General features: G+C 70.5%; 17 protein-coding genes. 9 read left to right on the top strand and 8 right to left on the bottom strand.

Annotated features, from left to right (window positions below):
• Positions 1–17: 17 nt before the first annotated feature.
• From P7A99_RS19795 to P7A99_RS19785, 3 genes are all read right to left on the bottom strand, one after another.
• Positions 18–530, bottom strand: a complete 513-nt coding sequence (locus tag P7A99_RS19795) for an A24 family peptidase (RefSeq protein ID WP_277795477.1) — start codon at positions 528–530, stop codon at positions 18–20.
• Between the two features lie 162 nt (positions 531–692).
• On the bottom strand, positions 693–869 hold the full coding sequence (locus tag P7A99_RS19790; protein ID WP_277795476.1) for a Flp family type IVb pilin: 177 nt from the start codon (positions 867–869) through the stop codon (positions 693–695).
• 27 nt (positions 870–896) lie between these two features.
• The gene (locus P7A99_RS19785) at positions 897–1,073 is read right to left on the bottom strand and encodes a Flp family type IVb pilin (RefSeq protein WP_277795475.1); all 177 of its coding nucleotides are present in this window, start codon (positions 1,071–1,073) and stop codon (positions 897–899) included.
• 314 nt (positions 1,074–1,387) lie between these two features.
• On the opposite strand from P7A99_RS19785, the gene P7A99_RS19780 reads away from it, so the two are divergent.
• From P7A99_RS19780 to P7A99_RS19770, 3 genes are all read left to right on the top strand, one after another.
• A complete protein-coding gene (locus P7A99_RS19780) occupies positions 1,388–1,822 on the top strand; it encodes a pilus assembly protein N-terminal domain-containing protein (RefSeq protein WP_277795474.1) in 435 nt (144 codons plus the stop codon).
• An 89-nt stretch (positions 1,823–1,911) separates the two neighbouring features.
• Complete coding sequence (locus P7A99_RS19775; protein ID WP_277795473.1) at positions 1,912–2,487, top strand: TadE/TadG family type IV pilus assembly protein; 576 nt, start codon at positions 1,912–1,914, stop codon at positions 2,485–2,487.
• Positions 2,484–3,029 carry a TadE/TadG family type IV pilus assembly protein gene (locus tag P7A99_RS19770; RefSeq protein ID WP_277795472.1) on the top strand — a complete coding sequence of 182 codons (546 nt, stop codon included), beginning with the start codon at positions 2,484–2,486 and terminating at the stop codon, positions 3,027–3,029. The genes P7A99_RS19775 and P7A99_RS19770 overlap by 4 nt, the downstream gene beginning before the upstream one ends.
• A 1-nt stretch (position 3,030) precedes the next feature.
• Here P7A99_RS19770 and P7A99_RS19765 read toward each other — a convergent pair whose 3' ends face one another.
• The 4 genes from P7A99_RS19765 to P7A99_RS19750 form a co-directional block, all read right to left on the bottom strand.
• The gene (locus tag P7A99_RS19765) at positions 3,031–3,798 is read right to left on the bottom strand and encodes an aminotransferase class IV (RefSeq protein WP_277795471.1); all 768 of its coding nucleotides are present in this window, start codon (positions 3,796–3,798) and stop codon (positions 3,031–3,033) included.
• Entirely contained in the window at positions 3,795–5,126 is a 1,332-nt protein-coding gene (pabB, locus tag P7A99_RS19760; protein ID WP_277795470.1) for an aminodeoxychorismate synthase, component I, read from the bottom strand. The genes P7A99_RS19765 and pabB overlap by 4 nt, the downstream gene beginning before the upstream one ends.
• A gap of 40 nt (positions 5,127–5,166) precedes the next feature.
• Positions 5,167–6,597, bottom strand: a complete 1,431-nt coding sequence (locus tag P7A99_RS19755; protein WP_277795469.1) for an MFS transporter — start codon at positions 6,595–6,597, stop codon at positions 5,167–5,169.
• Positions 6,598–6,915: 318 nt separating this feature from the next.
• The gene (locus P7A99_RS19750; protein ID WP_277795468.1) at positions 6,916–7,689 is read right to left on the bottom strand and encodes a tyrosine-protein phosphatase; all 774 of its coding nucleotides are present in this window, start codon (positions 7,687–7,689) and stop codon (positions 6,916–6,918) included.
• Positions 7,690–7,764: 75 nt separating this feature from the next.
• Between P7A99_RS19750 and P7A99_RS19745 the strand changes: the two genes are divergently transcribed.
• The 5 genes from P7A99_RS19745 to P7A99_RS19725 all read left to right on the top strand — a co-directional run bounded on the left by P7A99_RS19745 (position 7,765) and on the right by P7A99_RS19725 (position 11,763).
• Positions 7,765–8,523, top strand: coding sequence for an alpha/beta fold hydrolase (locus tag P7A99_RS19745; protein WP_277795467.1), 759 nt, complete (start codon positions 7,765–7,767; stop codon positions 8,521–8,523).
• An 83-nt stretch (positions 8,524–8,606) separates the two neighbouring features.
• On the top strand, positions 8,607–9,818 hold the full coding sequence (locus tag P7A99_RS19740; RefSeq protein WP_277795466.1) for a TNT domain-containing protein: 1,212 nt from the start codon (positions 8,607–8,609) through the stop codon (positions 9,816–9,818).
• Positions 9,818–10,084 carry a hypothetical protein gene (locus P7A99_RS19735; protein WP_277795465.1) on the top strand — a complete coding sequence of 89 codons (267 nt, stop codon included), beginning with the start codon at positions 9,818–9,820 and terminating at the stop codon, positions 10,082–10,084. Before P7A99_RS19740 ends, P7A99_RS19735 begins: the two co-directional genes overlap by 1 nt.
• Before the next feature lie 108 nt (positions 10,085–10,192).
• Entirely contained in the window at positions 10,193–10,555 is a 363-nt protein-coding gene (locus P7A99_RS19730; protein ID WP_277795464.1) for a BlaI/MecI/CopY family transcriptional regulator, read from the top strand.
• Complete coding sequence (locus P7A99_RS19725; protein WP_277795463.1) at positions 10,552–11,763, top strand: TonB family protein; 1,212 nt, start codon at positions 10,552–10,554, stop codon at positions 11,761–11,763. The genes P7A99_RS19730 and P7A99_RS19725 overlap by 4 nt, the downstream gene beginning before the upstream one ends.
• A 90-nt stretch (positions 11,764–11,853) precedes the next feature.
• Here the strand turns inward: P7A99_RS19725 and P7A99_RS19720 are convergent, their stop codons facing one another.
• Positions 11,854–13,308 (bottom strand): AMP nucleosidase, encoded by a 1,455-nt coding sequence (locus P7A99_RS19720; protein ID WP_277795462.1) that lies wholly within the window; start codon positions 13,306–13,308, stop codon positions 11,854–11,856.
• 240 nt (positions 13,309–13,548) lie between these two features.
• Between P7A99_RS19720 and P7A99_RS19715 the strand changes: the two genes are divergently transcribed.
• Positions 13,549–13,790: cation:dicarboxylate symporter family transporter (locus P7A99_RS19715; protein ID WP_277795461.1), on the top strand; the 242-nt coding region annotated here is incomplete at its 3' end.

Raw genomic sequence — 13,790 nt, 5'->3', positions numbered from 1 at the left:
ATGGGGAGTGCGACGGATCAGTTGAGCAGGGCCTGGCCGATGATGCTCTGGGGCAAGGCGGCCAGGGCCCCGGCGGCGATAGCCACGCCGTAGGGGATGTCGCCCTTCTTGTCGCCCAGGCGGCGCACCCAGGCGGGACCGCCGGCGATCATCGGGGCCAGCCAGCCCGAGCGGAAGCTCATCAGGCCCAGGGTCAGGGCGCCGCCGGCCAGGGCGGTCGCCAGCAGGAACGGCGCGATCCCCGGAACGCCCATCCACAGCGCGCAGGCGGCCAGCAGCTTGGCGTCGCCGCCCCCGACCCAGCGCAGGGCGAACATCGCCATGCCCACCACCAGCAGGCCCACGCCCACCAGAAGCGAAAGCCCGGCCCCGGCCCAGCCGACGCCGCCGACGACGGCGGCTACCGGGAAGGCGGCGATCAGCGCCAGCGAGATCCAGTTGGGGATGGTGTAGCTGGTGGCGTCCTTCAGCCCGCCGACGACGACGAGGCCGGCGAAGACGATCAGGGGAAGGATCTGCAGCGTTTGCATCGGGACTCTCGCGGCTCGGATGCAGCAATCTACACCCGGGCCCGTGAAGCAATGGTTTCCGAGCACGAGCATGATCTCGCCGCCGGGTGTTCAGCAGCGGACAAAAAGAAAGGGCCGCGACCGGCAGGTCGCGACCCCAACTCTTGATCCGTCAGGACGCCTTTACTTGGCGACCGTGACTAGCTGCGCTTCGGCCTTGCCGAAGGCCCCGGCGATGGCCGGGCCCAGAAGCTGTACGGAGCCCAGAACCACCACGCTGATCAGTGCGGCGATGAGGCCGTACTCGATCGCGGAAGCTCCGCTTTCGTCCTTCAGGAAACGTTCGAGGAACATCGCCATCTGGAGGGCTCCTTCAGCTTCCGCTTCTTACTTCACCGCGTCTTGCAGCGAGGTGGTGGCCTTGCCGAAGGCGCCGCTCAGGGCGGGCTTCAGGGTGGCGAAAGCAGCGACGATGACGACGGCGATCAGGGCGATGATGAGGCCGTACTCGATGGCCGTGGCGCCCGACTCGTCCTTCAGGAAGCGCGTGACAAACTTCGACATGACTTGATCTCCTGCTGAGAAAAACTTGGCTGGGCCGGCAAGCCATGGCGACTTGTTCACCCCCGAAAACACGATCAATTTCGCCCACCTCGATTAATCGCCAGTAAACATCGGAACTTATGTGAGATTTTTCTTTTGGTTTATTTGGATTTACCATTATCAACGCTTAACCAAGCGGTAATTTGAGAGCGAAATTCCGTTATTTCTCAAGGGATTTGAGATTGTACAGCTTGTCGCAGCTGGGCATGCCTTAGGTTTTTATTGACCATTCTTCGTCAGGGTGAGGTCACAGATTTCGCTCCGACAGGACCGCCATGCGCCGCCTCTCGCTCGCCATCATCGCCTTTTTCAGCCTCTGCGGCGCCGCCGTGGCGGCCCAGGCGGCCGTCCCGACCGCCCCCGCCCCGCGCACCATGAGCGTGGCGGCCGGCCAGGCGACCACTCTTCCCCTGGGCGGCTCGGCCCGCGAGATCGTCGTCGGCGACCCGCAGATCGCCGACGTCAGCGTCGTCAACGACCGCACCCTGGTGATCCTGGGCAAGCGCGTGGGCGTGACCACCGTGTTCGCCTTCGACGCCCAGGGCCGCCCCCTGGCGGGCGGCCAGGTGCTGGTGACCGACGTCGCCGCCGACACCGTGACGGTTCAGCGCGGCGCCAGCGCCTCGGCCTACGCCTGCGACGGCCGCTGCACCGCCCTGACCCCGGTCGAGCCGGCGTCCAACCAGCCGTCCGTCGCCGGCCAGCCCTGATCTTCCGGGCGCGCGCCCGCGAGGCCGATTAGGGCGCGGTTAGGGAGCGGCCCTTATGGTCGCCACCGTCGCAATCCACGGACCTTCGCATGCGGACGCCGTCCCTCCTGCTCACAGCCCGCATGAAACTGGCGGCGCGCCGCCGGCTGGACCGCTTCGCGCGCGCCGAGGGCGGCGCGACCGCCGTGGAGTTCGGCCTGGTGCTGCTGCCGTTCCTGCTGCTGTTCTTCGGCATCATCGAGCTGGCTCTGGTCTATTTCGCCTCGATGACCCTGGAAAACGCCGTCGTCGACGCCGGACGCGAGATCCGCACCGGCCAGGTCCAGACCGGCGGCGGCGACGCCGGCAGCTTCAAGACCTCGGTCTGTTCACGCATGAACTGGCTGGAAAGCGGCTGCCCCGCGGCGCTGCGCGTCGACGTGCGCACGGTCGCCACCTTCAACGCGAGCAGCGGCCTGGCCACGCCGAAGTCGCCCTGCTGGGATCCGGGCGGCGCGGAGTCGCTGGTGCTGGTCCGCGCCTACTATGACTGGCCGCTGATCACCCCGCTGCTGCAGGCGGTGATGCAGACCGCCAACGGCAAGCGCACCCTGACCTTCACCACCGCCTTCGCCAACGAACCCTACAACACCGACGCCGCCAAGAGCGTGACGTGCCCCGAATGAGCCAGCGCCACCCCCAGCCCCGCCGCTTCCTGCGCGACGCCGCCGGCGCCGTGGCCGTCGAGTTCGCCCTGCTGGCGCCGCTGCTGCTGCTTTTCTATTTCGGCCTGGCCGAGCTGACCCAGGCCATGATGGCCCAGCGCCGCCTGTTCCACACCACTTCGCTGATCGGCGACATGGCCGCCCAGAGCGGTCAGATCGACCAGGCCCGCGTCGACGCCATCTACGGCATCGCCGAGGCGGTGATGAAGCCGTTCCCCTCGGCGCCGCTGCGCCTGTGCCTATACAGCGTGGTGTCCGACGCCACCGGCAAGGACACCGTGGCCTGGTCGGCGCCCAAGAACAGCCCGGTCAACTGCCCGGCCGCCAACACCGTCAGGACCGACGTCCCCGACAGCGTGCTCCCGGCCAGCAGCAGCGTGATCATCAGCACGACCAGCTACGACTACACGCCCACGATCAGCGTCAAGAAGGCCGCCTTCAACTTCAAGCGCACCTACTACCTGCGCCCGCGCCGCACCGAGACCGTCGAGTGGCCGAAGTAGCCTAGCCGGCCACGGCGGCCAGGGCCGCCACGCGCGGGTCCGCGCCCAGGATCCGGCCATCCAGAGACACCAGGGGCCGAACGCCGGTCAGGCTGTTGGTCAGGAACGCCGCCGAGGCTGCCGGCAGCGCCTCGGGCCCGGCATGGACCTCGCGCACGGTCAGGCCCAGCCCCCCGGCCGCCGCCATGATCCGTCCCCGCGCCAGCCCGGCCAGCACGCCGCAGCCCAGCGCTGGCGTCGCCAGCACGTCGCCCTCCAGCCAGAACAGATTGCCGGCCGAGGCGCAGGCCAGGTGGCCGCGATTGTTCAGCATCAGCGCCTCGTCGGCCCCGGCCGCCCGGGCCTCCGCGCGGGCCAGCACGTTGTCGAGATAGGCCAGGGTCTTCAGCCGCGAGGCGGGCGAGCCTTCGTTGCGGCGAACCGTCGCGACCACCGCCGTCGCCGGCGCCCCGGCCGGCGGAGCGGCGGCGCAGGAGGCCAGCAGCACGGGAACCGGCGCCTCCGGCCGATCCAGGCCCCGCCCGCCCGAACCGGCGGTCAGGGTCAGGCGCACGGCGGCGCGGCCGGACGTCAGCCCCGCCTCGCCGGGTGCGGCCAGGATCAAGCCGCGCGCCCGCTCGCGATCCAGCGGCGGCAGGCCCAGCGCCAGGCAACCTGCCGCCATGCGGTCGAGGTGGGCCTCGACGTGACGGACCTGGCCGTCGAGCGCCAGCAGGGTCTCGAACAAACCGTCGCCCAGCAGCAGGCCGCGATCATTGGGCGGGATCATGCCCCCTCTCCGGTCAGCGCCCGGCGCAGGGCGTCGATCTTGGCCTCGGTTTCCAGCCGCTCGGACAAGGGATCGCTGTCGGCGACGATGCCCGCCCCGGCCTTGGCCTCCAGCGCCCAGCCGTCCGCGTCCTCGACGAGGCCGACGGTGCGGATCAGCACGCTGGACTCGAAGGCCCCGTCGAAGCCGGCCCAGAAAAGCGAGCCGCAGTAGGGTCCACGCGGCCCTTCGAGGCCGGCAATCACCTTCATGGCCTGCACCTTGGGCGCGCCGGTGATCGAGCCCGGCGGGAAGGTGGCGCGCAGCAGGTCGGCGACCCCGAGGCCCGGCCGCAGCCGCCCCTCGACCGTCGAGACCAGGTGATGGACGTTGGCGAAGGTCTCGACCTTGAAGAGCTCGGGCGTGCGCACGCCGCCCGGCGGGCTGACCCGGGCCAGGTCGTTGCGCATCAGGTCGACGATCATCAGGTTCTCGGCCCGATCCTTGGCGCTGGCCGACAGCTCGAAGGCCAGGGCGCGGTCGCTGGCGGGATCGGCGCCGCGCGGACGCGTGCCCTTGATCGGCCGGGTCTCGATCTCGCCGCCGCGCACCTTGAGGAACCGCTCGGGCGAGTTGGACACCATCGCCCGCCCCTCCAGCCGCAGCCAGGCGGCGAACGGCGCGGGGCTGGCGCCGCGCAGGCGGGTGAAAAGGTCGAAGGGATCCGCGCCCGGCGCCAGCCGCCCCCGCCACGCACGGGCGATATTGGCCTGGAAGATCTCGCCCGAGAGGATGCGCTCGACCACGTCGGCGACGGCGGCCTCGTAGGCCTCGGGCGGCTCGGCCTCCAGCGCCTCGCAAAGCCGGCCCTCGAAGGGGTCGCGAGCCGGGGCGTCCAGCCAGGCCAGGGCGGCGCGGGCGCGGCTTTCCGCCTGCGCACGCCCCTCGCCGCGCCCGACGGCGACGACCGTGCGCTGCAGGTGGTCGAAAGCCAGCAGGGCCGGATAGCGGGCGCAGACCAGGTCGGGCCAGCCGCCGCGCGCCAGGTGCAGGGCCTCGATGCGATCGCCCAGCTCGTAGGCGGCCAGGCCCACGACCCCGCCCTGGAACGGCGGGCCTTCGGGATCGCTGGGCAGGGCCGGGCCAACCATGGACGCCAGGGCCGCGAACGGGTCGCGGCGATCTTCGGGTTCGAGGATCAGGGTCTGGTCGGGCGCGCGCAGCAGGTACGACCACCGCTCGCCCGGACCGCCCGACAGCAGGGCGCAGGCGAAAGGCTCGTCCCTGAAGGGAGCCGCGGCCCAGAGGGGGTCCCGCCATGGAGCGGCGATGAGGGCGACGTCGCGCATCGGCGGGTGATAGCGCCGCTCGCAGCCGACGGCTACCGCCTCAAGCCTCGCGCCCGCCGCCGCGCACGGCGAACAGGCCCAGCGCCCCCAGGGCCATCAGGGCGACGATCGGCACGAAGCCGGCCACCTGGCTGTGGAACAGGGTCGTGGCCGCCGCCACCAGGGCCGAGCCCAGCCACACCGTCGCCGTGCCCGAAAGGGCGTAGAGGCCGAAGAACGCCGCCGTGCGGTCGGCCGGCGCCAGACGCACCAGCAGAGTGCGGCTCGAGGCGTACTGGGCGGTGACGCAGATGGCGATGACCAGGCCCAGGCCCACATAGAAGAGCTCGGGCAGGGTGCGATAGATCGGCCCGTCCCACGCCGCCGGTCCGGCCGGGTCGTAGGCGAAGACGTAGAGAATGCGGTCGGGCCGCATGCCCAGAAGACAGATCAGGGCGGCCAGGCAGCCGGCGATCTCGATCTGCACGGCCCGCTTGGGACCCAGCACGCGGTCGAGCTTGGGGGCCAGGAAGCCGCCCAGGGCGCCGACCAGGCTCAGCGACACGCCATAGACCAGCATCTCCAGCGCGCCCCAGCCCATCACCCCGGCCGCGAACAGCCCGCCGAACACCAGGAGCGCGGTCATGCCGTCGCAATAAAGCATCCGCGCGGCCAGGAAGGTGGCGACGTCGCGGTGGCCGCGCAGGTTGGCGAAGGTGTCGCGCAGCAGGGCCAGGCCCGCCTTCAGCGCTCCGCCGATACCAAGGCCGGTGCGCGGCGCATCGGGCGTCCACAGCAGGAACGGGATCGCGCCCAGCGCCATGATCAGGGCCGACAGCGGTCCCGACAGGCGGCTGGGCTCATGATGGCCGGTCGACAGGCCCAGCAAGGGCGTCTTGGGGATCCCCGGCCAATCGACCTGGCCCGGCAGCACGAAGCCCCACAGCATCAGGATCAGCATCAGCACCGACAGGCCGTTGGAGAACACATAGCCCAGGCCCGACAGCAGAGAGGCCTGGCCGGGCTCGGCGGCGGCGCGCGGCAGCAGGGAATTGGCGGCCACGTCGCCCCAGTTATAGGCTACGCCCAGCACGATCAGCGCTCCCGCCGTCGCCGCCAGCGGCAGGCCGCCGACCGGCGTCGCCCACCACAGCACGATCAGCGCGGGCAGCATGAGGGTCAGCAAGGTGGCGGCCAGCGGCTTGCGCGGCCCGTACTTCTCGACCGCCGCGCCCAGGATCGGGGCGGTCAGGGCGACGATCAGGCCGTAGGTGGTGGCGATCTGGGCCATCATGGCCTGGCCCCGCACCGGGTCGCCGACCAGCACGCCCGAGAAATAGGGAGCGAAGATGTAGATGGTGACCAGCACCACATAGACGTCGCGCGAGCCCTGGTGCAGCACCCAGGACCAGCCGCCCCGGGTCAGCGGCTTTCGCGCAGCCGCCTGTTCGACGCCCAGGCGCGCGGGCGCGCCGTCCAAGACCTCGCTCATGATATCCGCCCTGCTGCGGGCCGTCTGACGCAGCCCTGAAGCGGAGCCTCGCCCGCGAACGCCGGTTTGTCACGCCTTCTTCACCAAGACGGGAAAATCGCCAGGGAAGCGTAGCGATGCGCTCCGCCACCCCTTCAGTCGTCATCCCGGGCGAAGGACCGCGAAGCGGGCCGCAGACCCGGGACCCAGGGGCGACCGCAATGCGCTGGCCTCTGCTGGGCGGCTGATCCAACTTCGGAGCCCAGTCCCCTGGGTCCCGGATAAGCCCTGCGGGCTTTCCGGGATGACGGATGGGAGGAAGCTTGGGGAATTGCCCCGTCAGGCCAGGATATGCGCCAGGATCGCTTCGCGCGCCTTGCCATCGACGCCCAGCACCGCCTCCAGATAGGCGTCGACGGTGCCGTGGGCGGCCTCGATGGCCTCGATCGAGGCCAGGATGTATTCGGCCTCCACCGCCAGGGCCGCGCGGATCGCCGCCTCGGGCGGGACCGAGCCGGTGTAGTCGGCCAGGTAGCGGCCGATCCGCTCGCCGATGCGGGCGTAGCGCTCGGGATCGTTGGTGGCCAGGTAGTCCTCGACCAGGTCGTCGCGCGACACGCCGGCCAGGTGGTGGGTCAGGGCGGCCAGCAGGCCCGTGCGGTCCTTGCCGGCGGCGCAGTGGATCAGCACCGGCCCCTTCGCCTCCGCCAGCGTCGCGAAGTAGCGCTTGAAGAGGTCGACGTGACGCGGGGTGAACGGCTTCCTGCGATAGGACTCGACCATGTAGCCGCGCAGCGGAGCTTCCGAATGGTCCCAGCCGCGCAGGAAGGTCTGCCAGGGATCATCGCCCTCGCCGCCCAGGTCGTTGTCGATCACCTGGGCCGAAAAGCCGGTCCAGCGGCGCGACGGCTCGCGCGCACGCTCGGGCGCGCGGCGCAGGTCGACGATGGTGACGAGACCCAAGGCCCCCATGGCTTCGAGGTCGGCATCCGTGGCGTCGGCCTGGTGGGCGGCGCGGAACAGCAAACCTCGCTTCAACCGGCCCGCCCCGGCGGCGTAGTCGCCGTAATCGCGGAAGTTCTCGACGCCTTGCAGGGGGATGTGACGGGTCATGGCGCCGATGTAGTCGCACCGAGCGACGAAATCGAGAGTCTGGACGAATGGTGCGTCCGCGCGGATTGTGTCGCCATGCTTCCGGTCCAGCGATTCCAGAGCTTCGACGGCGTCTCCATCGCCTACCGCACCCTGGGCGAGGGCTGGCCGACCCTGCTGCTGCACGGCTTCCTGGCCAGCGCCGAGAGCAACTGGTTCCTGCCGGGGATCGCCGACGCCCTGGCGAGCGCCGGCCGCAAGGTGATCGCCCCCGACCTGCGTGGACATGGTCGCTCGGACGCCCCCACCGATCCGGCCGCCTGGCCCGCCGACGTGCTGGCCATGGACCAGCAGGCCCTGGTCGCCCACCTGCATCTCACCGACTATGACCTCGTCGGCTATTCGCTGGGCGCGCGCACGGCGGTGCGGATGATGGTGCGCGGCGCGCGGCCCGAGCGGCTGGTGCTGGCCGGCATGGGCGCCTCCGGCCTGATGGGCGCGGGCGAGCGGGCGGCGATGTTCGAGGACGCCATCCGCAACGGCGACCAGGCCAAGGACCCCCGCGCCGGCCGCCGGGTGCGGGCGATGATGGCCGCCGGCGACCTCAAGCCCGAGGCCATGCTGGGCGTGCTCAACGCCTTCGTCCCGACCTCGGCGGAAGACATCGCCCGTATCGACGTCCCGACCCTGGTCATCGCCGGCCAGCGCGACGACGACAACGGCTCGGCCGAGGCCCTGGCCGGCATGCTCCCGAACGGCCGCGCCCAGCGCGTGCCCGGAGACCACATGAGCGCGGTGATGGAGCCGAGCCTGGCGGCCGGCATCGTCGGCTTCCTTGATCGCGTCTCGCGCTGAACGGCCGCTAGGGTTTTCCCCAACTGGCGCCCATGGCGTGGATCCGCAGTCTGTCGATCCTCGATCGCACGGGAGCCGCGGACATGACCGACACGACCTCTTCGGTGGGCGCGGGTGGCGGCGCTTCCCTGGCGTCTGCCGCCAACGCCTCGGCGTCCCAAAGTCTTCAGGCGATGGCCGCACGGGCCGACGTCGCCGAGATCACCGCCTTCGTCGGCCAGAACCCGCACCTGGCCGACGCCCTCTACAGCGAACTGGCCAAGGTCAGCCCGGCCACCCTGTTCGAGGTTCCCACGGTCCTCGACCCCATCGTCATCACCGCCGAGCCCCAGCCGGCGGTGTCCGAGCAACTCGGCACGGTCGGCGAATGGGTCGACGCCCACGACGGCTCGGACTTCATCGACCGCGCCAACGCCTGGGCGACCGACAAGATCGGCGGCCTGCGCACCGACATCCCCGGGCTCAGCCAGGCGGCCAGTGTCGGTCGCGGCGTGCTGGGCTTCGTCAAGGACATCGGCGTGGGCGTCGTCTCGCTGCCGGGCCTAGCCGCGCGCTCGACCGTGGGCCTGGCGGAGACCGGCGCGGCCCTGGCCGAGGGCCGCACCACGCCAGGCGAGGTGGCCGGCAAGGCCTGGGAAACGATCAAGGCCGTGCCCGGCGCCGTGGCAGCCCCGGTCACCGAGGCCTGGGAGCGCGGCGACAAGGTCGAGGCCGTCACCCGCGGGATCACCGAGGTGGCCAGCCTGCTGATCCCCGCCACCAAGATCGGGACCGTCGGCAAGGCGGCTGAGACGGCCCGGGGCGTCGACGCCGCCGGCGACCTGGCCGACGCGGCCCGCACGGTCGATCGCCTGGCCGAGATCGGCCCGACGCCGCGCTCGGCCACGGCCGCCGAGCCGATCCGCGAGGCCTGGCAGCGGCAGGACATCGACGCCCGCTGGTTCGGCGAGGACGGCAAGCTGTCCTGGCCCGACGGGACCCACCCAGGCACTCTGCCCGACGGCTTCGCTTCCCCGCCCGTGGCCAGGACCCTGGATGTCGGCACGGTGATCGACCGCTATGGCGGCGAGCGCGGCCGCTTCTTCTCGCCCGAAGGCGCGCCGTTCGAGACCCGCGCCCTGCCCAACGACCCGGCCCAGACCCCCTATGCCCGCTACGAGGTGGTCAAGCCCCTGCCGGTGCAGTCGGGCGAGGCGCTTCCCTGGTTCGGCGAGCCGGGGGGTGCTACCCAGTACAAGACAGAGCTCACCGTCCGGCAGTTGCTGGACCAGGGCTATCTGCGGGAGGTGAAGTGATGACCTTGGACCAGGCCCTCGCAAAGCTCGCCGCCGACGGCGTTGCCGAGCGCTTTTACCAGGTGGGCGGCGCCTGCGGGCACGACACCATCCGCATCGCCCGTGAAGGCGAGGCCTGGACCGTCTCCTACTGCGAACGCGGCCAGGGCGACGAACTGGTCCGGACCGGCGACGAGGCCCAGGCCGTCGGCGTCTTCCTGGCCGAGGTGATCCGCGCCTGGGACTTCTGGCGCACCCACCAGCCTTCGGGCGCCGCCGCGCCCTGATCCCGCCGCCGGATAGTTCAGACCTTATCGCATAACGCCGGTTGACGTCGTCGATGACAGATGTCAACGCTCACATCGTTGACAAACGTCATCGATGGAGGCGACGCCATGAAGATCAGTTCGGCCGAGAGTGTCATCATGGAGGCGCTGTGGCGGAAGCAGCCCCTGACCTCCGAGGCGATCATCGCCGAGGTCGGCGAGCCCAACGGCTGGACCGAGGGCACGGTCAAGCAGTTGCTCAGCCGGCTGGTGAAGAAGAAGGCCGTGGGCGCCACGCCCGATGGCCGCCGCTACCAGTACGCCCCGCTGGTCGCCCGGGGCGACTATGTGGCCGCCGAGAGCCAGGGCCTGCTCGACCGCCTGTTCGACGGCCGCCTGGCGCCGCTGGTCACCCAGTTCTCCGACGCCGGCAAGCTGAGCGACCAGGACATCGCCGAGCTGAAGGCCCTGGTCGAGAGGATCTCCAAATGAGCGGGGATCTCGTCGAGGCGCTGGTCCGCGCCAACCTGGCCCTGGCCGCCGCCATCGTCGCCGTGATGCTGCTGCGCAAGCCGGTGCGACTCCGGTTCGGCCCGCTGGCCGCCTACGCCCTGTGGCTGGCCGCGCCGCTGTGCGCCCTGGTCAGCCTGATCCCGGTCCGCGCGCCGACCGCCATGACCTTTCACCAGACGATCGAGATCTCGCCCAGGGGCCTAGCGGCCGCGGCGGCCGCCTCCAGCCGCCCGTTCGATCTCGCCGACGGCCTTGTTCTCTCCTGGGCGATCGGCGCGGCGCTGGCCGTCGGCCTCTTCGTCTTGCGTCAGCTTCGCTTCGTGCGCGCCGCCGGCCGGCTGACGCCGCTGGACGGCGCCCCCGGCGTGCTGCGCGGCGAGCATGTCGACGCCGGCCCGCTGGTGCTGGGCGCCCTGCGTCCGCGCATCGTCGTACCCGCCGATTTCGAGACCCGCTTCCAGGGCCAGGCCCGCGCCCTGGTGCTGGCGCACGAGGACGTCCACCTGCGCCGGGGCGACGCGACCATCAACGGCCTGGTCGTGGCGCTGCAATGCCTGTGCTGGTTCAACCCGCTGGTCCATCTGGCCGCCCGCGCCATGCGCGTCGACCAGGAGATCGCCTGCGACGCGGCGGTGATCGCGCGCCATCCAGACGCCCGCCGCCTCTACGCGCAAACGCTGCTCAGCACCGTGCTGACGGCCAAGACCGCCCCGCTCGGCTGCCATTGGCCGGCGGCGGGGCCCCATCCCCTGAAGGAGAGACTGACCATGCTGAACGCCGCCTCCCTCACCCCGCTGCGCCGCAAGGCCGGCCTGGCCCTCGTCGCCCTGCTGGCCTCCACGGCCGCCGGCGCGGTCTGGGCCGCCAATCCCGAGGTCACCCCCAAGCCGATCGTTTCGCGGCCGGTCTGGGTGCAGAAGCCCGATATCGCCGACCTCGACCGCTACTACCCGGCCCAGGCCAAGGCGGAGAAGCTGGCGGGCCGCGCGGTGATCGGCTGCGACGTGACGCCCCAAGGCGAACTGCACCGCTGCAAGGTCGCAAGCGAGCTGCCGGCGGGCGCGGGCTTCGGCGAAGCGGCCCTGCAACTGAGCCAGCATTTCCGAATGGACCCCACCCTGCCCGACGGCAAGCCGGCCGGAAACGGCTGGGTCAACATCCCCATCAACTTCCAGCCGCCGCGCTAAGCCGGAACGGAGTCCAGGAAAAAGGGGCGGTGGATGACCACCGCCCCTTCGTCGTTTTCAGACTGACGCCAATCCTCAGCGGCCAATTCCTTAGCGGAAAGGCGGCTCGTCGAAGGCGCGCAGCTTGCGCGAGTGCAGGTTGGGACCTTCCTCGTGCAGCAGCTTGCAGGTGAGAATGCCGATCTGCAGGTGCTGGCTGATCGCCCGCTCGTAGAAGGCGTTGGCCTGGCCCGGCAGCTTGATCTCGCCGTGCAGCGGCTTGTCCGACACGCACAGCAGCGTCCCGTACGGCACCCGGAAGCGGTAGCCCTGGGCGGCGATGGTGGCGCTTTCCATGTCGATGGCGACCGCACGGCTCTGGTTGAAGCGCAGGGCCGACAGGCTGTGGCGCAGTTCCCAGTTGCGGTCGTCGGTGGTGACCACGGTGCCGGTGCGCAGGCGCTTCTTCAGCTCCTGGCCGGTGTCGCCGCTGATCGCCTTGGCCGCGTCGTAGAGGGCGCGCTGCACCTCGGCGATCGACGGCACCGGGATCTCCGGCGGCAGCACCACGTCCAGCACGTGGTCGTCGCGCAGATAGGCGTGGGCCAGCACGTAGTCGCCGATGGTCTGGGTGTCGCGCAGGCCGCCGCAGTGGCCGATCATCAGCCAGGCCTGCGGACGCAGCACCGCCAGGTGGTCGCAGATGGTCTTGGCGTTGGACGGGCCGACGCCGATATTGACCAGGCTGACGCCCTGACCGTTCGGGGCGATCAGGTGGTAGGCCGGCATCTGGTGCTTGCGCCAGGCGCCGTCGGAAATGGCCTGCTCGGCGTTGGGCGTGTCGGCCGTGACCACCACGCCGCCCGAGCATGACAGCGCCGTGTAGGGGCTGTCGGGCTTCTTCAGCTGCTCCACGCCCCAGCGGACGAACTCGTCCACGTAGCGGTGGTAGTTGGTGAACAGGATGAACGGCTGCACGTGCTCGGCCGGGGCGCCGGTGTAGTGGCGCAGGCGGGCCAGCGAGAAGTCGGTGCGCAGGCCGTCGAACAGGGCCAGCGGCCGGGTGTCTTCCAGCACCGGGCTCCAGACGCCGTCGGCGATCTCGTCGCCGATGAAGGCCAGGTCCGTGGTCGGGAAGAAGCGGGCGATATCCTCGCTGCGCACATCGGCCTGGTTCAGGTCGATGCTGGCGTCCAGCACGTAGGGATAGGGGATTTCCTGGTTCGACCGGGCGATCTCGATCTCGACGTCGAAGTCGTCCATCAAGAGGGTCAGCTGCTCGACCAGATAGTCCTTGAACTGGGCCGGCTTGGTGACCGTGGTCGAGTAGACGCCGGGACGGCTGACCCGGGCGAAGGCGCGCGCCAGCTTCGGCGGCAGGGCTTCGGGATCGTAGGTGAGGCGCAGCTCGGGATAGGTGAACGAGCCGTCGAACCGCATCTGCGGGTCGGGTCGGGTTCCATTTTCGAGATAGGCCCGGAGGGCGGTGCGCAGCGCCTCGACGGCGCGTTCGTATTCGGAGTTGAGCCGTTCGACGACGGCGATCGCTTTTTCTTGGTTAGACATGGCGTCCTATATCAGCCTTGCCGCAGCCTGACCAGACCGGGGCGCGGCCCGGCGCTGGGGCGAGCATAGACCCGCCAGCCTGCGCCTTTGTGACGCCGCAGGCATGGACGAAGCCGCCCTGCTCGGCCAAAAGGGGCGCCACATGCCCCCTCTCGGGGCGTCCACGAAACGAATGCGCCTGCTGGGAGGGCGCTTCAGCAGGCCCGGTCGCCATGCGGTCGGGGGGGAACGGAAGACCCTATGAACAAACGCTTCGCCTATCTGATCGTCGGCGCGATGGTGCTGGGGATCCTCGTCGGCTGGGGTTGCAACCAGTTCCTGGACGCCGAGGGCGCCAAGTCGGCCGCCTCGGGTCTTTCTCTGATCACCGACATCTTCCTGCGCCTGATCAAGATGATCATCGCGCCGCTGGTGTTCACCACCCTGGTGGCCGGCATCGCCCACATGGAGGACGCCGCCGCGGTGGGCCGCATCGGCGCCAA

The organism is Caulobacter endophyticus (genome assembly GCF_029543245.1).
Classification (GTDB): domain Bacteria; phylum Pseudomonadota; class Alphaproteobacteria; order Caulobacterales; family Caulobacteraceae; genus Caulobacter; species Caulobacter endophyticus_A.
The sequence above is the reverse complement of the archived record's forward strand: the minus strand, read 5'-3'. Positions and strand labels throughout refer to the sequence as shown.